This window comes from Streptomyces sp. NPDC040405 (assembly GCF_055595765.1).
In genome coordinates this window covers 109073-132332 of the sequence record NZ_JBVIVI010000016.1, presented here as the reverse complement: position 1 = coordinate 132332, position 23260 = coordinate 109073, and the positions used below count along the sequence as shown (strand labels likewise).

The following is a 23260-nucleotide window of genomic DNA, read 5'->3' as shown; positions in this document are numbered from 1 at the left end:
CCGGCGGCCTCAGGCCGTCGTCAGGCGCCGGTCCAGGCACCGGACCGCGTCGTGGAACGCCCGCCGCAGCCCCGGGCGGAGGAGCCGCGCCGAGGCCCGGGTCACCGCCGGGCCGTCCAGCGCGAACGTGTAGCGCACGACCGTGCCGTCGTGCCACGGCACCAGCCGCCACTCCTCCAGCAGCGCCCGCAGCCCCGGCACGTTCGTCTCGTCGATCCGGTACGCGTACCGCTCGTAAGGATCCGCCGCCACCACCGTCTCGCGGAAGCGGGTGCCGCCCAGGAGGCGGACCTCCCGCCCCGTCCCGTCGGCCGTCGGGCGGGCGTCGGTCACCTGGCGGAACCAGCGGGGCCAGCCCTCGACATCGGCCAGCGCCCCGAACACCTCCTCGGGCGGCGCCGACGCCTCGGCGGTGAAGGCGAGTCGGACCGGGGCGGTTTCGGCGTAGTCCAGCCCCACGGAACGCAACCGGTATGCCATGGGGCCACGATAGCCGCGCGGCTGTCGCCCCGTCAGATGTCCGACGCGCTCTCGGCCGGCTCGCCCGCCACCACCAGCTCCGGCAGATACTCCGCGATCTCGGCGCGCGCCCCGGCGGGCAGCCCGGGGTCCGTCACCAGCGCGTCCACCTGGTCAAGCGAGGCGAAGGAACTCAGGCCCACCGTGCCCCACTTGGTGTGGTCGGCGACCACCACCACCCGCCGCGCGGACCGCACGAAGTGGCGATTGGTCTCCGCCTCCGCCAGGTTCGGCGTGGACAGCCCGGCCTCGACCGATATGCCGTGCACCCCGAGGAAGAGCACATCGAAGTGGAGCGAGCGCACCGCGGCGTCCGCGACCGGCCCCACCAGCGTGTCCGACGGGGTGCGCACCCCGCCCGTGAGCACCACGGTGGCCGCCCCGGGGCGCGGTGCCGCCCCGCCGAGCGCCGCCGACCGCTGCGCGTTGTAGAACACGTCCGCCACCCGGACCGAGTTGGTCACCACGGTCAGATCCGGCACCTCCAGCAGCTGCTGGGCCAGCGCGAACGCCGTCGTGCCCCCGGCCAGCCCGATCGCCGTGCCCGGGGTGGCCATCGCGGCGGCGGCCTTCGCGATGTCCTCCTTCGCGGTCAGCTCCAGACCGGACTTGGCCTCGAACCCCGGCTCGTACGTGCTCGCCTCGGCGACCGGCACCGCGCCGCCGTGCACCTTCTCCACCACGCCCAGCCGGGCCAGCGCGTCCAGATCGCGACGGACCGTCATGTCGGACACATTGAGCTTGCGCGTCAGCTCGTTGACCCGCACTCCACCGCGCCGCCTGACCTCGTCGAGAATCAGGGAGCGCCGCTGCTCGGCGAGGAGATTCTGGTTGTCGCTCACCCTGCCCGTTCCCTTCCCGGTCGGCGCACGTCGCCCGCGCTGGCCATCTTCGCATGTGAGGCGGACAGCCGGTCCCCGGAGCGCTGGGGGGTTACGATTTCGCCACGCCCGGCCTGTCATGGTCCTTGTCCCACCCCGCTGGGCACAATCCTGGAGCGGACACCGAAACGGAACGACCGCACGACACCGGGATCGGGGGACACGGTGGCATCGACCACGGGTACGGGCGCATCGGCGGCGGGGGCGGGCCGGGCGCTGGGGGCGCCACCTCCACCCCGGAACGGTGAGCCGCCGCCCGATCTGGAGCTGCTGGTCCACGGCGTCGGCGGCGCCACGCCCCAGGAGATGCTGAGCGACCCGCGCACCACCCCGGTCACCGGCGACGAGACCGCGGCGGTCTACCGGCGCAGCGACGACATCGACGCCGAGTCCCGGCCCGAGGACTACCGGGACGCGCCGGTCCGCGAGGCGTACGTCTGGTCCAACCTCACCTCCGGCAACAGCGCCCGCGCTCTGTGGCTGCTCCTGCTGCCCTTCATGGTCGTCAACCTGGCCCACTGGATGCGTCCCGCCGCCGACCGGCGCGAGCGCACCGCGCGCACCTACGGCCTGCTGGTGCGCCTGGTCGCGCTCAGCCTGACCGTGCTGCTGATCGCCGGGGCCTGCGAGGTGGCCCTCGACCTGGTCGCCTGGCAGTGCGCGGGCGCGGCCGAGTGTTCCGACGGCACCTGGCTCGGCTTCCTGTCCGCCGGGGACGACGGCTGGTGGAGCCAGCCCGGCCGCCGTCTCGCGCTCACCGCCGTCGTACCGGCGGCCCTCAATGGCCTGCTGTGGTACCTGTCCAACCGCACCTGGAGCGCCTACGAGTCGCAGCCCCCGCTGGAGCTGCCCGTGGACGAGACCTGCCCCGAGTCGGGCAACAGCCCCGCGCTGTGCCTGCCGGGCTTCTGGTACGGCCGCCGGATCGTCGCCCGGCTGCGCGCCGCCCACACCGCCGCCGGGTTTCTGACGATCGCCGCGGCCGTCACCGCGGCCACCGCCGGATACGACCGCGGAGCGGGCGGCGGCGCCCTGCTGGAAGCCGTGGGCTGGACGCTGCTCACCCTCGTGGTGACCGGCGGCTGCCTGGTGGTGTACGTGGTGTGCCGCCGCGGCCGCAGCGAGACCAAGGCCGACAGTCACCTGGACCGCCTCACCATCAGCGCGCTGCCCGGCGCCGCGCTCGGCCTGCTCGCGCTCGCCATTCTGTACGCGGGCTGGTCCCGCCCCGGCTGGACCTCCCACGGGAGGCTGCCCGGCGATCAGACCTTCCCCGTGATCGCGCTCGTACAGGGCGCGCTCATCGTGGCCATCGCCGTATGCGCCCTGGTCCTGTACCGGGAGGCGCCCACCGTGCGCACCCCGCTGCGCGGGCTGGCCGGTCCCGCCGTCGCCATGCTCGCCTGCGGGCTCGGCTCGGTGCTCGCCGGGGGCGTCGCCCAGCGCATCGCCGACTGGCTGGACGGCGGCGCCACCCCGGGCGAGGGCGGCACCATCGCGCCCCCCATCCTGCTGTCCTGGTGGGCCACGGCCATACCGGTCCTGCTGCTGATGATCCTGCTGCTGGCCGTGATCTTCGCCCTGCGGGCCTGGCGGATCCGGAAGCGGCTCATCCCCGACGTCCTGGACAGCTATCCGGGCGAGCCCGCCGACGCGGTGCGCACCCGCCGGATCGCCACCACCATCGCCCGCGCCGGGCTCACCGACTCCACCCCCTGGCTCGTCGGCCCCGTCGCCCTGTTCACCCTGCTGCTCGGGGGACTCGCGGTCGCCGGGACCTGGGTCACCAAAGAGGTGCCGGGGCGGGCCGCCGACGACACCCCGGGCATCGTGGACGCGGCCACGCAGACGGCACAGGCGCTCGGGTCCTGGATGATGGGCTTCGCGGTCCTGATGCTGGTCACCTGGGCCCGCCGCGCCTACCGCAGCCCCTCGGCCCGGCGCACCATCGGCATCCTGTGGGACGTCGGCACCTTCTGGCCGCGCGCCGCGCACCCCTTCGCCCCGCCCTGCTACGCCGAGCGCGCCGTCCCCGACCTGACCTGGCGGATGGAGACCTGGACCCGCACCTACGGCGGCCGCCTCGTCATCTCCGGGCACTCCCAGGGCAGCGTGCTGGCCGCCGCCGCGGTCTGGCAGGTCGACCCGCGCACCCGCGCCCAGGTCGCGCTGCTCACCTACGGCTCACCGCTGGAGCGGCTGTACGGACGCTGGTTCCCCGCCTACTTCGGCCCCGCGCAACTGCGCTCGCTCCACGGCGAGGTGCGGTGCTGGCGCAACCTGTGGCGCTACACCGACCCCATCGGCGGTCCGATCCGGCTGCCCGACGGCACCGGGCCCGAGGTGGACTGCGACGCCTTCAAGGACCCGCTCGCGTACGGCCGTACCGCCGAACACCCGCTGCCCGCACCGATCCTGGGGCACTCCGAGTACCAGGCGGACCCGGCCTTCGACCGGGAGCGGGCCGCGCTGCTGGCCCGCCTTCCCGAGCGAACCCCCTGCGACCCCGACCCCGCGACCGTACCGAAACCGGCCCGGAGCGAACCGGAGCGGGACAACCCGGAACCGGCTCAGGGCAGTTCGGGCAGATCCTCCGGGTAGAGCAGGGTGAGGTCGTCGGTGGTCGGGTCGCCCAGCTGGGCGACCCGGCCCGCGTGCCGCTCCACCATCGCCTCGAACGTCTGCCGGGCGGTGCGTCCGTTGCCGAACGCCGGGCCCTTCGGGAGCGCCGTGAAGTACTTCAGCAGCGCCTCCGAGGCGCCCTCGCCGATCCGGTACTCCTGGTCGTCGGCCTGCTGCTCCACGATCCGCAGCAGCTCCTCGGGCGCGTAGTCGCCGAAGGTGATGGTGCGTGAGAAGCGGGACGCCACGCCGGGGTTGACGGACAGGAAGCGCTCCATCTCCGCGGTGTATCCGGCGACGATGACCACCACCGAGTCCCGGTGGTCCTCCATCAGCTTCACCAGGGTGTCGATCGCCTCGCGCCCGAAGTCCCGGCCGGAGTCCTCGGGCGAGAGCGCGTACGCCTCGTCGATGAACAGCACCCCGCCGCGCGCCCGGTCGAACGCCTCCTGGGTGCGGATCGCCGTCGAGCCGATGTGCTCGCCGACCAGGTCCACCCGGGAGACCTCGACCAAGTGGCCGCGCTCCAGCACCCCCAGGGAGGCCAGGATCTCGCCGTAGAGCCGGGCGACCGTCGTCTTGCCGGTGCCGGGGGAGCCGGTGAAGACCAGATGGCGGCGGACGGAGGCGGCCTTCAGCCCGGCCTCCTGACGCCGCCGCCCGACCTCGATCATGTCGGTGAGGGCGCGCACCTCGAGCTTGACGCTGTCCAGCCCGACCAGCGCGTCCAGTTCGCCCAGCACCGTGGTGGAGGGCCGCACCGACACCGGTTCGGCGGCGGGCGCTGCGGTCACGGCCGGGGGCTGGGTGGCGCGCTGCGCCGGGATGCTGCCCAGCAGCCCGCCCGTCGAGGCGGCGGTCTCCACGGCGGGTGCCGGGAGGGCGGGGGCGGTCGCCGGGGTGGTGACGGCGCTGGTGGCGCTCTCGTCGCTCGTGCAGTCCTCGACGGTCGGGCCCGCCTCGGAGAACTCGTAACCGCCGCGCGCACACCGCTCGGTGCGGCACCGGCTCAGGGTGGTGCGGCAGCCGTCGATGATGTGGAAGCCGTAGCCGCTGCTGCCCGTCACCCGGCAGCCGGTGAAGGTGCCGCGGCCCTCGGCGGACACATAGAACCCGGCCTCCGTCGGCGAGGAGATCGTGGTGCGCTCGACCGTCGGATCGGCACCCTTGGTGACGATCACCCCGGTCGCGGCGCCGTCGATGGTGCAGTTCGCGAGGGTGCCGCCGCTGCCGTGATCGCGGAACCAGGCGCCGGTGGCCGCCTCCCGGATGCGGCAGTCGTCCAGCTGCGCCGTCGCCCCGTCGCTCACCGACACCGCCGTGTTGCGCACCTGGGCCAGATCGCTGTCGACGACGTCCACGCGCGAGCCGCGGTCCAGGACGAACAGCGCGTCGGGCACGTCGCGCACCCGGCACGAGTCGAGCACGGCCGTGGCGCCGTCGCTCACCCACACCGCCGGATAGTCGCCCGTGCTCTCGTGCAGCTCGCACTGGTTGGCGTCCACCCGGGTACCCGGATCCCACACCGACAGGCCGTTGCGTCCGAACTTGCGCACCGTCGAGCGGGTCAGCGTCAGCACCGAACGGGACCGCAGGTCGACCGCGTTCTCCGGGACGTCGTGGATCTCGCAGTCCGCGAGCGTCAGCACGGCATCGGTGTCCAGATTGACGCCGTCGCCCGTCGTGCGGTGCACCCGGCAGTCGGTCAGATGCCCGGTCGCCCGCGAGGAGACCGTCACCCCCGCGCCCCGGATCTCGTACACCTCGCAGCCGACGGCCTCCAGCGAGGTGCCGTCACCGGACAGTGCGACCCCGGCTCCCGACGAGTGGTGGATGCGGCACCGCTCCAGGCGCGGCCGGGCGCCGCCGCGCACCGCGACGCCGGACTGCCCGGCCGCCATCACCTCGCAGTCCTCGAACACCCCGCCCGCGCCGTCCAGCACGCTCAGGCCGATGCCCGCCGGATTGTCCACGGTGCAGCGCCGCACGGTCGGCCGGGCGCCGCCGCGCACCTCGATGCCGACGGCGGACCGCGTGGCGACCCGTACGTCCGTCAGCTCCGGGGTGCCCTCCTCGACCAGCAGCGCGGGCGACGCCGAGTCCATGCCCTCCACATGCAGATCCTGGACCACGGCGGACGCACGTATCGTCAGCGCGACGCCGTCAGCGGGGGCGATCCGCACCGAGCCGCGCGAGGAGCCCTCGGGGCCGCGCAGCGTGACGGCCCGGCCCACCACCAGATTCTCGCGGTAGGTGCCGGGCGAGATGGAGAGCACATCGCCGTCACCGGCGGCCTCCAGGGCCGCGGCGAGGGAGGCGTACTCTCCGGTGCGGCGCCGCCACCGCGACGTTCCGCTGTGCGTCACCTGGACGACCGAGCCCTGTGCCATGGTGCTGCTGTGCCCCCACCTCGTGCGTATGCCGGATGTGCGCGACTGTGCCGCTGTTCACGTGAAGGCACCACCGTAGCGTGCGCGCGGCACGCCGAGTTGACCTGCCCGGAAGGCCCGGCGCACAGGGTGTCCCGGTGACGAGGCGCGAGCCGGGTGGGGGCCCGGCTCCACGTTACTGTCCGCGTCAGCTGTCCGCGTCGGCTCGGCCCCAATCCTGGCGGGCCCGTTCCCACGCGATGTCCCACTGGACGTAACGCCTGCGTACGAGCCGCCATACGACCAGCCGCCGGGCGCCGTCGATCAGCCCCGCCGTCGCCGCGCCCGCGCCGATCCCCGCCAGCACCGAGTGGGTGGCGGTGGTGGCCGAGTCCAGCGGCGGGGTCCTCAGACCGCCGTGGTCGTCCGTCCAGATACGGAACGACTCGCCCGGGTCCGCGCCCGGGTGAGCGCCGAGCGTGCCTTCGTGCCTGCTGCCGTCCGGGCCCCTCCAGTGAGCGTGGACCCGGCGGTGGGCATCGCGTGCCGAGGCCGTCTCCGGATCCGAGTCGATGGGTGGCTGCGGCAGCACCTTGTCCACCGTCGCCGCCACCACATGGCGCTCCGCGCGCTGTTCCTGCGCGGTTCTGACCAGCGCTCCATGCGCCAGAGAACCCGCCGCCCAGCCCACGGCCGGGGCGGCGAGCACGATCAGCACGGCGGCGACAAGCGCCGCGTACGCCTCTGCCAGGTCGGTCTTACGGCGCAACGGGTTTCGTCGCCAACGCCACAAGCCCTTGATCATTCGCATCATCCGCACGTCTTTCGACAATCCCCTTCCCCGTTCGTGGATACCGCATGGGAGGCCGGATATGCGCGAATTCGGTGAAGAGAGAGCCATATCACGGGCTGAGTCGTTTCGCCGCGCGGGCGGGGCCGCCGGGACCGTCCACCGTTCGTGGCACGCGCCACACCACCCGGGTGCCGCCCGCCTCGGGGGCCTCGATGCTCAGAGTGCCGCCCAGCAGCTCGGCGCGTGCCCGCATGTTGACCAGCCCGCCGCTGGGGGCGGCTTCGCCGACGCCCACCCCATTGTCGGTGACCATGAGGACGACATCGGCGCCGACCGTGAACCGTACGTCCACCCGCTGGGCGTGTGCGTGCCGGACGGTGTTGCTCAGCGCCTCGGCGAGCACCGCCAGCGCCTGATCGCCCGTCTCGTCCGGCACGTCGGTGTCGATGGGCCCGTCCATCAGCAGCGACGGCGTGAAGCCGAGGATCTCCGATGCCGACCGTACGGCCTTCACCAGCCTCCTGCGCAAACCGGCCGGTTCGCCGTTCTCGTCGCCGACCGCCCGCAGCGCGAAAATCGTCGAGCGGATGATCTTGATCGTCTCGTCCAGGTCGTCCACCGCCCGGCCGACCCGCTCACCGGCCTCCGGATGTTCGATCAGCCGACTCGCGCTCTGCAGCGTCAGCCCCGTCGCGAACAGCCGCTGAATCGCCAGATCGTGCAGGTCACGCGCGATCCGGTCGCGGTCGTGAAGCAGCGCCAGATGCTCGGACTCGGCACGGTGCCGGGCCAGTTCGAGCGCGAGCGCCGCCTGCGCCGCGAAGCCCGACAGCAGCTCCACCTCGTGGTCGTCGAACGCGGGCCGTCCCGCCAGCCGGCACAGCCGCAGCGCCCCGGAGGACCGCTCATGGGCGACCAGCGGTACGGCCACCAGCGGGCCGAACTCGCTCTCCTGATCCGGCAGCGGCCAGGCCCGCGCCCGGGCGTCGGTCCGTACGTCGCTCGCCACCGCGGGCCGCCCGGTGCGCACCGCGAGACCGGCCAGCGAGCCGTCGGAGGGCACCACCAGACCGCCGATGCGCTCCGCGTCGTGCCCCTCCGCGACCTCCACCATCAGGCTGTCGGTGCCCGGAGCGGGCAGCAGGATGGCCGCCGAATCGGCCAGCGAGACCTGCAGGGCCAGCCGGGCGATCAGGCTCAGCACCTCGGCCGCCGGAGTGCCCGCCAGCAGCGTGCGGGTGATCACACCCAGCGCCTCCAGCCACTGCTCGCGGCGGCGGCTCTCGTGGTACAGCCGGGCGTTGTCGATGGCCACCCCGGCGGCGACCGACAGGGTGGTCAGCACCGCCTCGTCATCGGGGTCGAACTGCGCGCCGCCGCGCTTCTCCGTGAGGTACAGGTTGCCGAACACCTGATCCCGGACCCGGATCGGCACCCCCAGGAAGGAGTTCATCGGCGGATGGTCTTCCGGGAAGCCATGGCTCGCCGGATGCTCGGACAGATCGGTCAGCCGCAGCGGCTGCGGATGGCGGATCAGCTCGCCCAGCAGTCCGTGGCCGCTCGGCAGCGGGCCGATCCGTTGGGCGAGATCCTCCGATATGCCCACCGGCAGGAACTGCGACAGCCGGTTCCGGTCGACCACGCCCAGCGCCCCGTACTGCGCGTCCGCCAGCACCACCGCGGCCTCCACGATCCGCCGCAGCACCTGCTCCAGATCCAGCTCGCGGCCCACGCTGAGCACGGCCTCCAGCAGGCTGTGCATCCGCCCCTGGGTGGACCGGGCGGCGTCCAGCCGCGCCTGCAGCTCGTCGAGAAGCTGATCCAGCCGGAGTTGGGGCAGCGCGGGATGACGTCCCTGATCCGCAGTGCCCGACACGTGGTCCCCCCTTGTTGCCGCCCCGGAACACAGGGTATCGAGGCGGCGGGACGGCCAGGGTGCCGAGGGGACGGTCAGGGCTGCGGGATCACCGCCACCGGGCAGCGGGCGTGGTGCAGTACGGCGTGGTTGACCAGACCCAGCTGCATCCCGAAGTGCCCCTGCCGCCGCCGGGCGCCCACCACCAGCAGGTCGGCCCGCTCCGACGCCTCCAGCAGCGTCTTGCGGGCCGGGCCCTCGACCGCGCGGTACGCCACCGGCACCGGCGGCCGCGCCATCTCCGTCACCCCGCCCAGCGCCTCGTCCAGCAGCTCGGCGGCGTGCCGGGCGTGGTCCTCGTGCGGCCCGTGGTCGTCCGCTCCCGCGCAGCGCCAGGCGTGCACCGCCGCCAGCTCGCAGCCGCGCAGCCGGGCCTCCCGGAGCGCGAAGGCGACGGCGGGGGAGGGCGGGGTGCCGTCGTGCTCGCCCGGGCGCTCGCGCTCGGCGATGCCCACCGCGACGCGGCCCATCCGGCCCTGCACGCCCTCCTGGCGGCCGCGGACGACGATCACCGGGCAGGACGCGCGGGCCGCGATGCCCAGCCCGACGGAGCCCAGCAGCAGGGACGCGAACTCGCCGCGCCCGCGCGACCCGACGACCACCGCCTCCGCGCTCTGCCCGGCGCGCAGCAGGGCGGTCACCGCGTCGTCGGCCGCCAGGTCGGTCATCACCTTCAGCGCCGGTGCGCGCCGCCCGGCCCGCTCGGCCGCGGTGGCGAGCACGGTCTCGCTGTGCAGCCGCTCGGTGGGGCGGTCGGCGGCCGGGGCGGGGACGTAGCCCTCGTACCGCTCCCACAGGGAGGCGTGCACGATGCGCAGCGGGAGCCGCCGCCGGGCCGCCATTTCGGCGGCCCAGTCCAGCGCGTCCGAGGCGGCGTCCGAACCGTCGACCCCGACGACCACGGGAAGTTCCACCGGGCCCACCGCCTCTCCTGTCGGCACCTGGCTGTATTCCCGCTCATTGTCCCGCCGAAGCGGCGGCCATGACGCGGTATCGGGGCACCGGGGGGACCCATGGGCCGGGGCGGGGGTACCCGCGGGCTAGCGCAGCCGCATGGCGAGCGTCACGACGGCGCCCATGGCCCCGGCGCTGATCGCCAGCCGGTCGGTGACCAGGCGGGTCAGCCACAGCCCGCGGCCGCTGGTCGCGCCGTCCAGCCCGGGCAGGATCTGCGGGATGACGTCCTCGGAGAAGCCGGGGCCGGAATCGCTGATCCGGCACTCCAGCTCGTCGCCCACCCGGCGCAGCAGCAGTGAGCCCTTCCCGCCCGCGTGTTCGATCGCGTTGCTGGCGATCTCGTCGACGGCGAGGACGAAGTCACCGCGGCGGGCCTCGCTGAGCCCAGCCCAGGCGGCGCACTCCTCGACGAGTACGCGCAGCCGCGGCAGCTCCCCGGCGGTGAAGCGGCGGTGCAGAAGATGTTCCAGGTGTGCTCCGGCTCGGTTGGCGGACCGACGGAGAGAGTCGGCTGGCACCAGGGCCTCCCGTGTGACGAGGGCGAGCGACATCAGGGTCGATGAAGGAGCCGAGGGTATGGGGTGTGGGGTGCCATTGGGAGGCGTGACCATAAATGACGTGTCATATCGGCAACTCGACTGGAAATGACTGAAGGAGAGTCGGTACGCGCTCATCGGTGTATCGCTTCGGACCGGTGGCCGCTCGCACGCACGGTCACCGCCGAGGGGCGGGGCGGGGGAGGAGACGGCAGAGTGAGGCCATGAAGGGACTCCTGGGCGCACTGAAGACCGAGCACCGCGAGCGGCTGATGGCGCTCGCCAGCGATGTGTCCTTCCCCTCGGGCGGCCGCATCTTCGAGGAGGGCCGGAAAGCCGACCACTTCTGGATCATCCGCACCGGCGCGATCACCCTCGACCTGCGGGTCCCGGGCCGCCGGGCCGCGGTGATCGAGACCCTGGGCCCCGGCGAGCTGATCGGCTGGTCATGGCTGTTCCCGCCGGACACCTGGCACCTCGGCGCGGAGGCGCTCAGCCCGGTGCGCGCGTACGAGTTCGACGCGGAGGCGGTGCGCCAGCTGTGCGACGAGGACGCGGAGCTGGGCTACGCGCTCGCGCTGGCCTGCGCACAGGTGATCGGTCGCCGGCTGCAGGCCGCCCGCGGTCGGCTGCTGGATCTGTACGGGCCGTACGCGGGCGGTATGTCCCCCTGACTGCGTAGGGTCGGCCACACCGCTGATCGCGGAGGGGCGGCGCCGGAGGGCCGAATGGCCCCTTACCCCTTCCCGCGGCAGGACGTAAGAGTGGGCAGCCGGATCACGACCGGCGCCCCATGCGCTACGGAGGAGAGGGCAGTGCCCGAGAAAGCCGACACCGCCGATGCCGCGGGAGTCGACCCTCCCGCCGAGCCCATCGGGGTCTTCCTGCTCGACGACCACGAGGTGGTGCGACGGGGCCTGCGCGACCTGCTGGACGCGGAGCCCGATCTCACGGTCGTCGGCGAGGCGGCGACCGCCCGCGAGGCCATCGCCCGCGCCCCCGCCGTACGGCCCCGGGTGGCGGTGCTCGACGTACGGCTGGGCGGGGCGGGGGAGAACGCCGACCACGAAGGGATCGCGGTCTGCCGTGAGTTGCGGGCCCGGCTGCCGGGGGTGGCCTGTCTGATGCTCACGTCGTTCGACGACGACGAGGCGCTCTTCGACGCCATCATGGCGGGGGCCGCGGGCTATGTGCTCAAGCAGATCAACGGCTCCGACCTGGTGTCCGCCGTACGCACCGTGGCGGGCGGCCGGTCCATGCTCGACCCGGGCGCGACCGCCCGCGTCATGGCCCGGCTCCGCGGACCCCAGCCCAGCGCGCCCGACGAGCTGGAGCGGCTGTCGCCGCGTGAACGGGAGATCCTGGAGCTGATCGGGGACGGGCTGACCAACCGGCAGATCGCGGAGCGGCTGTTCCTCGCGGAGAAGACCGTCAAGAACCGGATCTCCGCGATCCTCGCCAAGCTGGGCGTCGGACGCCGGATCCAGGCCGCGGTGATCGCCGAGCGGATCAGGGAGCGCGAGACGGGGCAGTGAGGCGGTGAGCTTCCCGCACCGCCGGGGAGCCGAACGGCCCCTGCCCCGGGGCCGCATGGGCCTCCGTGGCGCCGGGCGCCCGTGCCGTGCCGCCGTGGGGCTGCTCGGCTACTCGGCTGCTCGGCTATTCCAGGATCTCCACCGGGTCGCCCAGCCGCAGCGTGCCCGTGCCCTCCGGCACCATGTTCTGCCCGAAGAGCAGGGTGTCCCCCACCCGCCGGTGCCGCGCCAGCGTCCGCAGCGGCTCCTTGCCGCGCTCGCCGGTGCTCTGGTCGGTCGTGGTGATGACGCAGCGGGAGCACGGCTTGGGCACCCGGAAGACGACCTCGCCGATCCTTATCCGCCGCCAGCCGTCCTCGGCCCATGGCGCGGTGCCATCGATGACGGCGTTCGGCCGGAAGCGGTTCATCGGCAAGGGGCCCTCATCGGGGTGGTCACCCTGTGCGATGAGCGAGTTGAGCGCGTGCAGCGACGCGGTGGTGGTGAGCAGCAGTGGAAACTCGTCGGCGAGGCTCACGGTCTCCCCGCCGCGCGCGTACTCCGGGGTCAGGGGCCGCCGCGCGGGGTCGTCGAGATGGACCAGCCGCGCCTCGGTTCCCAGGAAGTCGCTGAACCAGGCATCGGCGTCGGCTCCCGCCGACACCACCTCGACCTCCGTCCGCGCCAGCTTCACGGGGAAGGCGGCGGGTGACGGCACCGACGGGTCCCCCGGCCCGGGTGCCGTCACACGCAGCGGCTTATGGCCCTCGGCGCTGAGCCGGACACCACCGTCCGGCAGCAGCTCGGCCGAGGCGAGCGCCATCCTCGGCTGCTGGCGCTGGGTCACATAGCGCCCGTCCGGCTCGACGACCATCCATCTGCGGTCACCGGCCAGCCCCCACGGCTCCACGACCGCGGCTCCGGGCGCCAACCCCGCGACGGACTTGACGGGGTAGACGTGGAGGTCGCTCAGCACTGGGTTGACCATGCCGAACATCCTGCCAGCAGGGTCCGACAGGCCGGAGGGCCACAGAGTGAACACGAACCGAGTCCCGGAGGTCCGAACGTCGGAACACCGGGCCCCGGCCGTGCCGCGAAAGGCTGCGCGGAGCGTGCGCCGGGGTCAGTAGCCGCCCCCCGGCTGCTGGGGACGCCCGGGGTACTGCTGCTGACGGCCGTACGGGTCGTCGTACGGGGACTGGGCCGGAGCCGCCGGGCGGGGCGCCTGGGGACGCGGCATCGCCGGGCGCATCGCCTCGTACCCGTTCGGCGCCGCCTGACGCGGCTGCTGCGCCCCCGGGTAGCCGCGCGGGCCACCCTGCGGCGGGATGTACGGGGAGGGCGCCTGCTGGAGCCCGCCCGGCTGCATTCCGGGCTGCATGCCGCCGGGCTGCATTCCGCCCTGCTGCGGCGCCTGCTGCTGATAGCCCTGCTGCGGGGCCTGCTGCTGAGAGGGGGCGGCCGGGAGCGCGGGAAGCGCCGAAGGCAGTGCCGGGAGGTGACTTCCGCTGTCATACGCGGAAGGCACCCGGATGGGTGCGATCTGAGGCGTTCCCCGCTCGGCGACGAGGCTGTCGTAGATCGGAGTGTCCGGGAAGGACGGCGAGGGGTAGTAGCCGCCGCCGTAGGTGCTGCGGGGGGAGGTCATAGACCATAAGTTAAGCCCACCATGTGCTGATTGGGGAGCCCGGTAGGTGGGTTGTTTTCAGTGTTCGGAGCGGTCGCGGACCCCCAATCGGACCGAACCCGGGAAAAACGGTCGTCAGGGTACGTTGAGATCCTGTAAAGGGCGCGTTTTCAGAGGGTCACATGCCCGTCCAGAAGATGAAGCGAACAGAAAGACAGGGGGACCGCATGGCGATGCGCAAAGGCAGCAACATCCAGGTCACGGCAGGGGCGGTGCGAGTCGAACTCGGCTGGCGCTCCAGCCCCGGAGCGCCGGACGTGGACGCTTCCGCGCTGCTGCTGATGTCCGGAAAGGTTCGCTCCGACGCGGACTTCGTGTTCTACAACCAGGCCGTGCACGCCTCGGGCGCCGTACGGCACGAGGGCAAGCGGACCGCCGGTGACACCGTGACCGACACCCTCGCGGTCGATCTGGGCCGCGTGGAGCCCGAGATCGAGACCGTGGTGCTCGCCGCCTCCTCGGATGGCGGAACGTTTGGCCGGGTGCCCGGTCTGCACATCCGGGTCCTCGACGCGTCCGGCGGCGCCGAGATCGCCCGCTTCGACAGCGAGGACGCCTCCGCGGAGACCGCGTTCGTCCTCGGTGAGCTGTACCGCAGGCAGGGCGGATGGAAGTTCCGCGCGGTCGGCCAGGGGTACGACAGCGGGCTCGCGGGCCTGGCCACGGACTTCGGCATCAGCGTCGACGAACCGCAGCAGGCGCCCGCCCCGGCCTCCGTCCCCGCGCCCCCGGCCGCGCCTCCCGCACCGCCCGCCGCGCCCCCGGCCCCGCCGTCGGGGCCTCCGGCCGCCGCCTTCCCGCCGCCGCCCGCGGCCCCGGCTGCCCCGCCCTCGGGGGCGGGCGCTCCGGTGAGCCTCAGCAAGGTCACGCTGACCAAGGAGGCGCCCGCCGTCTCGCTCACCAAGCAGGGCGGCACCTCCGGCTCCCTGCGGGTCAACCTCAACTGGCAGGTGCACAAGCAGTTCCAGGGGTGGGGCCAGAAGCTCGGCAGGGCCCTGGCCATGCACGGCGACCTCGACCTCGACCTGGGCTGCCTGTTCGAACTCGCCGACGGCAGCAAGGGCGTGGTGCAGGCGCTCGGCAACTCGTTCGGCTCGCTGCACCAGCCGCCGTTCATCCACCTCGACGCCGACGACCGCACCGGTGCCCGGTCGTCCGGCGAAAACCTCACCATCAGCCTCGACCACAAGGACGCGTTCCGCCGCATCCTCGTCTTCGTCACCATCTACGAAGGTGCCCGCAGCTTCGCGAACCTGCACGCCACCGTCACTCTTCAGCCACAGTTCGGCGCGCCGGTCGACTTCTCCCTCGACGAGTGCACCGTCCCGTCCACGGTCTGCGCGCTCGCGCTCATCACCAACAACGGCGGCGACCTCGTCGTCCAGCGCGAGGCCCGCTACCTGGTGCCGGACCGCGGCGTCAGCCCGCAGCGCACCCTCGACCACGCCTACGGCTGGGGCATGAACTGGACACCCGGCCGCAAGTGAGGCTCATTCGCCGGGCGCGGCGCTGGGGCGGGCGTAGGTGCGCCCCTTCCAGGCCGCGCCCTGCCCCAGCCAGTGCCGCACCGCCGAGTCGACGGTCATCAGCAGATAGAGAAGGGCCGTCAGCGGCAGCAGCGGCGCCAGCCACAGGGTCTGCCGGTAGTAGCGCAGCATCGGGACGTACGTAGCGGCCATCAGCGCCCACGCGGTGCCGCCCGCCGCGAGCAGCGCCGGGCGCCCGGTGAGTGCGCCGGCGCACAGCGCGACCGGCGGCGTGAGATACACCACCGCGATCCCCGCGACCGTCGCCACCAGCAGCAGCGGATTGTGCCGCAGTTGGGCGTACGCGCTGCGCGAGACCATCCGCCACAGCTCCCCGAGCCCCGGATACGGCCGTACGCTGTCCACCCGGTCGGCGAGGCCCAGCCAGATCGCCCCGCCGGAGCGCTTGACCGCCCGGGCGAGCGCCACATCGTCGATGACCGCCTGCCGGACGGCCTCCGGAACCCCGGCCCGCTCCGCCGCCTCCCGGCGCAGCAGCACGCAGCCGCCCGCGGCGGCCGCCCAGCGCCCCCGGCGCCGGTTGACCCAGCGGAACGGGTACAGCTGGGCGAAGAAGTACACGAACGCCGGGACGATCAGCCGCTCCCAGCCCGTCGCCACCCGCAGCCGCGCCATCTGCGACACCAGGTCCAGGCCGTGGGCCCGGGCGGCCCGTACCAACTCCCGCAGCGAGTCCGGTTCATGAGCGATGTCGGCGTCCGTGAGCAGCAGGAAGTCCGCCTCGTCGGTGCTCTTGGCGAGCGCCATCCCGTGCCGTACGGCCCACAGCTTCCCGGTCCAGCCGGGCTCCGGTTCGCCCGGCGAGCCGACGGTCAGCGGCAGCCCGCCGCAGGTGTCGGCGAGTTCGCGGGCCAGCTTTCCGGTGCCGTCGGAGCTGCCGTCGTCGATCAGGAAGACCTCGGCCGGTCCCGGGTAGTCCTGGGCGAGCAGCGACGGCAGGCTCGCCGGGAGGACGGCGGCCTCGTCCCGGGCGGGCACCACGATGGCCACCGATGGCCAGTCGCCGGGCTGCTCGTCGGCCGGGGTCCCGGGCCCACCGGCCTCGGTCCCGGGCCCACCCGCCTCGGTCCCGGGCCCACCGGATGGGGCCCGGGGCAGCCGGACGTCCGTACGCCAGAAGAACCCCTGGCCCAGCAGCAGCCACAGCCATGCCACCAGGGCCCCGCCCGCGATCCACGTCAGCGCGCTCACCCGCCGCAGTCTGCCCGAACCGGCGCCCGGGTGCCGGGGACTCGGGGCCGATCCTCTAAAGTGACGGGGTGAAGATCGCGCTAATGGACTCCGGATTCGGCCTGCTGCCCACCGCGGCCGCGATGCACCGCCTTCGGCCCGACGCCGATCTCATCCTCTCCTCCGACCCCGACGGCATGCCGTGGGGGCCGCGTACGTCCGAGGGCATCGTCGAACGCGCCCTGGCCTGCGCCCGCGCCGCCGCCGCGCACCGGCCCGACGCGCTGATCGTCGCCTGCAACACCGCCTCCGTGCACGCCCTGCCCGCGCTGCGGGCCGAGCTGGAGCCCGGACTGCCGGTCATCGGAACCGTGCCCGCGATCAAGCCCGCGGCGGCCGGTGGCGGGCCCATCGCGATCTGGGCCACCCCCGCCACCACCGGCAGTCCGTACCAGCGCGCGCTGATCAGCGAATTCGCCGACGGCGTCGACGTGACGGCCGTGGCCTGCCCCGGTCTCGCCGACGCCGTCCAGCACGTCGACGACGCGGCGATCGACGCCGCGGTGGCCGCCGCGGCGGCCCGTACCCCGGACGACGTCCGGGCCGTCGTCCTCGGCTGCACCCACTACGAGCTGGTCGCCGAACGCATCCGGGCCGCCGTCCAGCCCGCCGGCGCGCCGCCCATCGCCCTCCACGGGTCCGCCGGGGCCGTCGCCGCGCAGGCGCTGCGGCGGATCGGCGCCGAACCCTCCCTGCCGCGGACCGACGCGGCCGCGACCGCCCGTGGCACGCTCACGGTCATCCTCAGCGGCCGCGAGGCCACGTTGCCGGAAGGCGCGCTCGCCTACGCCGAGGGCGCTCTGCTGGCCCCCGCCGCCCCGGCGCGCGGCTGACCCCTTACGGCTCCCACCGGGCAAAACGCCGCCGTCGGCTGCCGTGGTAGCGGAACGTGAGTACCCTGCCAGTCATGAGGCCCCACGCCGAGGACTCGGACCACCACGGCAAGCAGACCCCGGGCCAGGGCACGCCCGCGGTCTGGACCGGCCATGCCCATAACCGTGTGCAGTGGGTGCTGGCGACCGTCGGCGCCGCCTGCGTGGCGCTCGGCATCGACCTCGCCGTCGCCTCCCCCTGGACCACCGGACTCGCCCCGCTCCTGATGTCGGTCATCGGCTGCCTCGCCGCCGGACTCCTGATGCTCTTCGGCACCCTCGCCTTCGTCCATGTGGCGGTGCGCGTCGACGAGGAGTGCCTGGAGGTCCGCTGCGGCCACATGGGGCTGCCCCGCCGCCGCATCCCCCTCAGCGACGTGGTCCACGCCGATGTCGTCACCCGCGTCACCCCCTGCCAGTGGGGCGGCTGGGGCTACCGGTGGCGCCCCGACAAGGGCACCGCGGTGGTCGTACGGCGCGGTGAGGGTCTGGTGCTGCGGCTGGGCGACGGCCGTATCTTCACGGTGACGGTGGACGACGCGGAGGCGGCGGTCCGAGTCATCCGCGACCGCCTCCGGCTCATCGCGACGAGGACGTCCCAGGTGTAGGGGTCCTCTCCCCGCCCCGCCCCTTCCCGATCCGGGGACACCCCGGCCCCCGGCCCTGCGGTGGGTCGGTCGCGTGCCGCGCCCATTCGCCGTGGCCGGGCCCCGCCGATGCCGCCGCTCGGTACGGGCCGGGCTGGGCCGATCCGCCCGGGTGCCGCGGGCCACCGCGGAGTGAGCCGGGCCTGCCCTTGCTGGTGCCGCGCTCGGGGTCTGCCCCCGGCTGGGCGGTGCGGCCGGGCGCCGTCCTGTCGGCCCGAGGGCCGGGCTGCGTGCCGTGGTCGTGCGTCGGGTCGGTGACCGGGGCCGGGCGGGCCGATCCGCTGGGTGCCAGCGGGCCACCGTGGGGTGAGCCGGGCCCGGCCCCGGCGGTTCCGGCCCGGCGGGGCGTCGTGCGGTGTGGTGCGGACCCGGCCCGGACGGGTTCGCGGCGTTCGGGGCGGGGCGGGGTGTCAGGGGACGGGGCGGGGCACGTGCGAGGGGGTCGGGGGTGGGTTTTCCAGGTGGCGGGCCGTTGCCAGGCCTGCCAGGAGGCCCGCTCCGGCCGTCACCTGCGGGAAGCTGAGCGCGTTGCCCAGGGACGCCTCGACGGCCAGGGCCGTCAGCGCGGCCGCCGCGGTGAGGACGACCGGTGTGGAGCGGGGTGAGCGCCACAGGGCGTACAGCATCCAGGCGAAGGCCGCGCCCAGGAGCGCGACCCCCGGCAGGCCCTGTCCGGCGGCCTGCTGGAGTGGGGCGGAGTGCGGTGCGGTCTCCGGTTCGGGTGTCTGCACGGCCGCCGGGCTCAGCTCGGCGAAGAGGTCGGGCCCGGCGCCGCGTACCGGGTTCGCCCCGGCGAGGTGGGCCGCGTCCTGCCACATGCGGATCCGGTGTTCGGTGAGGTGGGACCGTAGCGACGGCGGCAGCCCACCCGGCACCGCGCCCGCCGCGACCGCCCAGCATCCGCCGACGGCGACCGCGGCGACGAGCGCGAGTGCGGCCAGGGCGGCGAGCCGCCGTCGTAGCCGGGCGGCGGCCAGGGAGCACAGCAGGACCGCGCCGCTCGCGGCCCAGCCCGCCGGTGGGCCGCTCACCACGGCGGTGAGCGTGATCGTCAGGGCCAGCAGCCACAGCGCCAGCCGGAGCGCGGTGCGCCGGGCGGCCCACGCGGCGCAGCAGGCCGCGCCGGTGGCCAGGGTCAGCTGGGCCGCGTCCAGCCCCTGGTGGCCGCTCGGGCCGGGGCGGGTGGCCACGGCCAGGCCGAGCCCCGCGACCCCGGCGGCGGCCGCGCAGGCGACCGGCAGGAGCGACCCGGCGATGCGGCCGCAGGCGTACCCGGCGGCCACGGCCAATACGGCGAGCAGCACCCCCTCGGGGCGCGCGGTGCGCCCCATGGCGCAGACGAGCGCCCAGAGGGCGCAGGAAGCGAGGATCGCCACGCCCGCGATGTCGGGCAGAGTGCCCAGGGCCTGGCTGTAGTGATCGGTGTCGTGGTCCCGGTCGTGATTCCTTACGACCGGTTCCAGCGCAGATGACGTCATCCCGTCGACCCCCCGTCGTGACGGGCATCGCGCGGCGACCGGAAGTCGCGTCGCGAGCCATGCACCAGGAACGGTAGCGCCAGCGGCGAGTTATGTGTATATGTTGCGCAGAAACGATGTGTCAGTGGTGAAACGTGCACCGAGCGCACAGAACGGGCGCCCGGCGCAGACCATGGGCGTACGGGCGGGCCCGGCGGATACGCTCGGCGCATGGCGACCCCCGACTTCATCCGCGGCCTGCGGGCCTCCATCGGCCATGAACTTCTCTACCTGCCGGGCGTGAGCGCCGTCGTCTTCGACGACGAGGGCAGAGTGCTGCTGGGCCGTCGCGCCGACAACGGCCGCTGGGCGATCATCTGCGGCATCCCCGAACCGGGCGAGCAGCCCGCCACGGCGGTGGTGCGCGAGGTGCACGAGGAGACCGCGGTGCGGTGCGTACCGGAGCGCATCGTGCTCGTACGGACCCTGGCGCCGGTGACGTACCCCAATGACGACCAGTGCCAGTTCATGGACGTCTGCTTCCGCTGCCGCGCGGTGGGCGGCGAGGCGCGGGTGAACGACGACGAGTCGCTGGACGTGGGCTGGTTCCCGCTCGACGCGCTGCCGGAGCTGCAGGACTTCTCGCTCACCCGGATCAAGCAGGCGCTCGGCGAGGAGCCGACGTGGTTCGAACCCATCCCGGGGGAGTGAAGAGTGTGCCGGGCCCCCATCGGTCCGGGCGCGGCCGCCGCCTAGTGTGCCCGTCATGAGCGCGTCCCCCGTGCCCGGCCACACTCCGGGCTCCGCACCCCGGCCCGCCGACGCCGGTCTCTCCGGCCGTACCGCAGTCGTCACCGGCGCCGCCGGGGGCATCGGGCGGGCGTGCAGCCTGCGCCTGGCGGCCGCCGGGGCGCGGGTACGGGCGGTCGACCTGGACGCCGAGGGCCTGGCCGACCTGGTCGCCTCCGCCGAGCGGACGGCCCGCCCGCCCGGCACCGTCGAGGCGTACGCCCTGGACCTGACCGACCTCGACGCGGCCGAGCGGGCCGCGGAGGGCGCCGACATCCTGGTCAACAACGCGGGGCTCCAGCTGGTCCGGCCGATCGAGCACTTTCCGCCGGAGGTCTTCTCCCGGGTGCTCACGGTGATGCTGGAGGCCCCGTTCCGGCTGGTGCGCGGCGCGCTGCCGGGGATGTACGGGCAGGGCTGGGGGCGGATCGTGAACATCTCCTCCGTGCACGGGCTGCGCGCCTCCGCGTACAAGTCCGCGTATGTGGCCGCCAAACACGGGCTGGAGGGGCTTTCCAAGGTCGCCGCCCTGGAGGGCGCGCCCCACGGGGTGACGTCCAACTGCGTCAACCCCGGCTATGTGCGCACCCCACTGGTCGAGCGTCAGATCGCCGACCAGGCGGCGGCGCACGGCATCTCCCCGGAGCGCGTCGTCTCCGAGGTGCTGCTCGCCGATTCGGCGGTCAAGCGGCTCGTCGAGCCGGAGGAGGTGGCGGAGGCCGTGGCGTATCTGTGCGGTCCGCACGCCTCGTTCATCACCGGCGCCTCGCTCACCATGGACGGCGGATGGACGGCCCACTGAACGGCCCACCGAACGGCCCACCGAATGGCCCACCGAACGGACCGCTGAACGACCGGCCGGACAGCGCTCTGCCCGGCCGCCGCGCGGGCCGCCCGACGGCCGTCGGGACCTCCGGCGGGAGTACGCCCGGCCCCGCCGACGATCAGCCGGAGACCCCGTACCTGGAACTGCTCGCGCGCGGCGCGCCCGCCGAGGCGTACGAGCGCCCCGGTCTGCGGGCGCGCGCCGAGAAGGCACCGGCGGAGCGGCTGGCCGCCCTGGAGCGCGCCAAGCTGCTCGCCCTGCGGGTACGCGGCGAACTGGAGGGCCGCAGGCGCCGCGAGGCCGAGCTGTCCGCGCTCTTCGAGACCGCCCACGACCTCGCCGGGCTGCGCGATCTGGACGCGGTCCTCCAGGCCATCGTGCAGCGCGCCCGCTCGCTCCTGGGGACCGAGGTCGCGTATCTGACGCTCAACGACCCGACCGCCGGGGACACCTATATGAGGGTCACCGACGGTTCGGTCTCGGCGCGCTTCCAGCAACTGCGGCTCGGCATGGGAGAGGGGCTGGGCGGGCTCGTCGCGCAGACCGCGCGCCCCTATGTGACCGACAGCTACTTCGACGACCCCCGGTTCCAGCACACCCGCACCATCGACGCGGGCGTCAGCGACGAGGGCCTGGTCGCCATCCTCGGCGTGCCGCTGCAGCTCGGCAGCGGCGTCATCGGGGTGCTGTTCGCGGCCGACCGCCGCGTCCGCGTCTTCGAACGCGAACAGATCGCCCTGCTCGCCTCCTTCGCCGCGCACGCGGCCGTCGCGATCGACACGGCCAATCTGCTCGCCGAGACGCGGACGGCGCTGGCCGAACTGGAGGCCGCCAACGAGATCATCCGGGACCGCAGCGGCGTCATCGAGCGCGCCTCGGAGGTCCACGACCGGCTCACCGAACTCGTGCTGCGTGGTGGCGGGGTGCAGGACGTCGCCGCCGCCGTGGCCGAGGTGCTGAGCGGGTCGGTGGAGTTCCTGGAGGCGGACCGGGCGCCCGCGGGCGCCCTCGACCGGTCGCGGGCCGACGGCCACGCGGTACGCCACGGCGAGGACTGGATCGCGGCCGTCTCCGCGGGCGGCGAACTCCTCGGCGCGCTCGTCCTGCACGGCCACCCCCGGCTCGACCCCGTGGACCAGCGCACCCTGGAGCGCGCCGCCATGGTCACCTCGCTGCTGCAACTCGCCCGCCGCTCGGCGGGCGAGGCCGAACAGCGGGTGCGCGGCGAGCTGCTGGACGATCTGCTCGACGCGCCCGACCGGGAGCCGCGGCTGCTGCGGGAGCGTGCCGCGCGGCTGCGGGCGGATCTGGACGCGCCCCATGTCGTCCTCGCCGCGGGCATCGACGCGCCGCGCGCCGCGGCGGGCCCCGAGCCCGCGGCCGACCCCGCCGTCGCGCCGGGCTCCGGCGCCGCCGAGGACGCCGCGGACCGGCAGCGCCTGTGGTCCGCCGCGTCCCATCTGGCCGCCACCCGGCAGGGGCTGGCCGCGGCGCGCGACGGTGGCACGGTGCTGTTGCTGCCGCTCGCCGAGGGCGACAGCGCCGACGCCCTCGCCCGCCGTACCGCCCGGCAGCTGGGCACCGCCGTGCACGCGCCCGTCACGGTCGGCGCCTCGGCGCCCGTGGCCGCGCCCGCCGCCCGCCCCGCCGAGGTCGCCGCGTCGTACGCCGAGGCGCGGCGCTGTCTGGCCGCCCTGCGGGTGCTGGGCCGGGCCGGTGAGGGGGCCGCCGCCGAGGACTTCGGCTTCCTCGGCCTGCTGCTGGCCGGTACGCGGGACGGCGCCCCGGACGGCACCCGGGTGCGGGACTTCGTCACGCGCACCATCGGCGCGGTCGTGGAGTACGACGCGCGGCGCGGCACCGGGCTGGTCCGCACGCTCGACGCGTACTTCGCCAGCGGGATGAGCCCGGCGCGCACCAAGGACGCGCTGCATGTGCATGTGAACACGGTGGCGCAGCGGCTGGAGCGGGTGGGGCGGCTGCTCGGTGACGACTGGCAGTCGCCCGCGCGGTCGCTGGAAATACAGCTGGCGCTGCGGCTGCACCGGCTGACGGGGGCCGTGGAGCGCTGAGCCCTTGCCGATCGGGCCCGATCCGAT

General features: G+C 74.2%; 20 protein-coding genes. 9 read left to right on the top strand and 11 right to left on the bottom strand.

All coding sequences use genetic code 11. The features are described from left to right. Positions 1-9: 9 nt before the first annotated feature. Positions 10-480: an SRPBCC family protein gene (locus ACZ59A_RS39805; protein ID WP_470969351.1), complete on the bottom strand. Its 471-nt coding sequence runs from the start codon at positions 478-480 to the stop codon at positions 10-12. Positions 481-512: 32 nt separating this feature from the next. After that, positions 513-1361 carry a DeoR/GlpR family DNA-binding transcription regulator gene (locus tag ACZ59A_RS39800; RefSeq protein WP_470969349.1) on the bottom strand — a complete coding sequence of 283 codons (849 nt, stop codon included), beginning with the start codon at positions 1359-1361 and terminating at the stop codon, positions 513-515. Between the two features lie 537 nt (positions 1362-1898). Here ACZ59A_RS39800 and ACZ59A_RS39795 point away from each other — a divergent pair. Then, entirely contained in the window at positions 1899-4001 is a 2103-nt protein-coding gene (locus tag ACZ59A_RS39795; RefSeq protein ID WP_470969487.1) for a hypothetical protein, read from the top strand. On the opposite strand, the gene ACZ59A_RS39790 is transcribed toward ACZ59A_RS39795, so the two are convergent. The 5 genes from ACZ59A_RS39790 to ACZ59A_RS39770 all read right to left on the bottom strand — a co-directional run bounded on the left by ACZ59A_RS39790 (position 3971) and on the right by ACZ59A_RS39770 (position 10607). After that, on the bottom strand, positions 3971-6412 hold the full coding sequence (locus tag ACZ59A_RS39790) for a right-handed parallel beta-helix repeat-containing protein (protein ID WP_470969347.1): 2442 nt from the start codon (positions 6410-6412) through the stop codon (positions 3971-3973). The two genes, ACZ59A_RS39795 and ACZ59A_RS39790, sit on opposite strands and share 31 nt — an antisense overlap. A gap of 187 nt (positions 6413-6599) precedes the next feature. Further along, positions 6600-7202 (bottom strand): Rv1733c family protein, encoded by a 603-nt coding sequence (locus tag ACZ59A_RS39785; protein WP_468053547.1) that lies wholly within the window; start codon positions 7200-7202, stop codon positions 6600-6602. 91 nt (positions 7203-7293) lie between these two features. Continuing rightward, on the bottom strand, positions 7294-9060 hold the full coding sequence (locus ACZ59A_RS39780; RefSeq protein WP_470969344.1) for a sensor histidine kinase: 1767 nt from the start codon (positions 9058-9060) through the stop codon (positions 7294-7296). 74 nt (positions 9061-9134) lie between these two features. Continuing rightward, positions 9135-10022, bottom strand: coding sequence for a universal stress protein (locus ACZ59A_RS39775; protein ID WP_470969342.1), 888 nt, complete (start codon positions 10020-10022; stop codon positions 9135-9137). A gap of 117 nt (positions 10023-10139) precedes the next feature. Next, the gene (locus ACZ59A_RS39770; protein WP_468053405.1) at positions 10140-10607 is read right to left on the bottom strand and encodes an ATP-binding protein; all 468 of its coding nucleotides are present in this window, start codon (positions 10605-10607) and stop codon (positions 10140-10142) included. A gap of 209 nt (positions 10608-10816) precedes the next feature. On the opposite strand from ACZ59A_RS39770, the gene ACZ59A_RS39765 reads away from it, so the two are divergent. Together ACZ59A_RS39765 and ACZ59A_RS39760 are read left to right on the top strand one after the other, a co-directional pair. Further along, the gene (locus tag ACZ59A_RS39765) at positions 10817-11266 is read left to right on the top strand and encodes a Crp/Fnr family transcriptional regulator (protein ID WP_470969340.1); all 450 of its coding nucleotides are present in this window, start codon (positions 10817-10819) and stop codon (positions 11264-11266) included. Between the two features lie 141 nt (positions 11267-11407). Beyond that, entirely contained in the window at positions 11408-12127 is a 720-nt protein-coding gene (locus ACZ59A_RS39760) for a response regulator (RefSeq protein WP_470969338.1), read from the top strand. Between the two features lie 124 nt (positions 12128-12251). Here the strand turns inward: ACZ59A_RS39760 and ACZ59A_RS39755 are convergent, their stop codons facing one another. Both ACZ59A_RS39755 and ACZ59A_RS39750 read right to left on the bottom strand, forming a co-directional pair. Next, a complete protein-coding gene (locus ACZ59A_RS39755) occupies positions 12252-13094 on the bottom strand; it encodes an MOSC domain-containing protein (RefSeq protein WP_470969336.1) in 843 nt (280 codons plus the stop codon). Positions 13095-13229: 135 nt separating this feature from the next. Further along, entirely contained in the window at positions 13230-13754 is a 525-nt protein-coding gene (locus ACZ59A_RS39750) for a DUF6643 family protein (RefSeq protein WP_468053398.1), read from the bottom strand. Between the two features lie 212 nt (positions 13755-13966). On the opposite strand from ACZ59A_RS39750, the gene ACZ59A_RS39745 reads away from it, so the two are divergent. Next, a complete protein-coding gene (locus tag ACZ59A_RS39745; protein WP_470969485.1) occupies positions 13967-15280 on the top strand; it encodes a TerD family protein in 1314 nt (437 codons plus the stop codon). A 3-nt stretch (positions 15281-15283) separates the two neighbouring features. Here the strand turns inward: ACZ59A_RS39745 and ACZ59A_RS39740 are convergent, their stop codons facing one another. Then, on the bottom strand, positions 15284-16522 hold the full coding sequence (locus ACZ59A_RS39740) for a glycosyltransferase (protein WP_470969483.1): 1239 nt from the start codon (positions 16520-16522) through the stop codon (positions 15284-15286). 77 nt (positions 16523-16599) lie between these two features. On the opposite strand from ACZ59A_RS39740, the gene ACZ59A_RS39735 reads away from it, so the two are divergent. Continuing rightward, positions 16600-17403 (top strand): glutamate racemase, encoded by an 804-nt coding sequence (locus ACZ59A_RS39735; RefSeq protein ID WP_470969333.1) that lies wholly within the window; start codon positions 16600-16602, stop codon positions 17401-17403. Between the two features lie 74 nt (positions 17404-17477). Continuing rightward, complete coding sequence (locus ACZ59A_RS39730) at positions 17478-18050, top strand: hypothetical protein (protein WP_468053394.1); 573 nt, start codon at positions 17478-17480, stop codon at positions 18048-18050. A 449-nt stretch (positions 18051-18499) separates the two neighbouring features. Here the strand turns inward: ACZ59A_RS39730 and ACZ59A_RS39725 are convergent, their stop codons facing one another. Further along, complete coding sequence (locus tag ACZ59A_RS39725) at positions 18500-19567, bottom strand: O-antigen ligase family protein (RefSeq protein WP_470969330.1); 1068 nt, start codon at positions 19565-19567, stop codon at positions 18500-18502. Positions 19568-19777: 210 nt separating this feature from the next. Here ACZ59A_RS39725 and ACZ59A_RS39720 point away from each other — a divergent pair, with 210 nt between their 5' ends. From ACZ59A_RS39720 to ACZ59A_RS39710, 3 genes are read left to right on the top strand one after another with little or no spacing between them, the layout of a single operon-like run. Continuing rightward, positions 19778-20257, top strand: coding sequence for an NUDIX hydrolase (locus ACZ59A_RS39720; RefSeq protein WP_470969328.1), 480 nt, complete (start codon positions 19778-19780; stop codon positions 20255-20257). 55 nt (positions 20258-20312) lie between these two features. Then, positions 20313-21137: a 3-hydroxybutyrate dehydrogenase gene (locus tag ACZ59A_RS39715; RefSeq protein WP_470969325.1), complete on the top strand. Its 825-nt coding sequence runs from the start codon at positions 20313-20315 to the stop codon at positions 21135-21137. Beyond that, entirely contained in the window at positions 21122-23233 is a 2112-nt protein-coding gene (locus ACZ59A_RS39710; RefSeq protein WP_470969323.1) for a helix-turn-helix domain-containing protein, read from the top strand. The genes ACZ59A_RS39715 and ACZ59A_RS39710 overlap by 16 nt, the downstream gene beginning before the upstream one ends. The last annotated feature ends 27 nt before the right edge of the window (positions 23234-23260 follow it).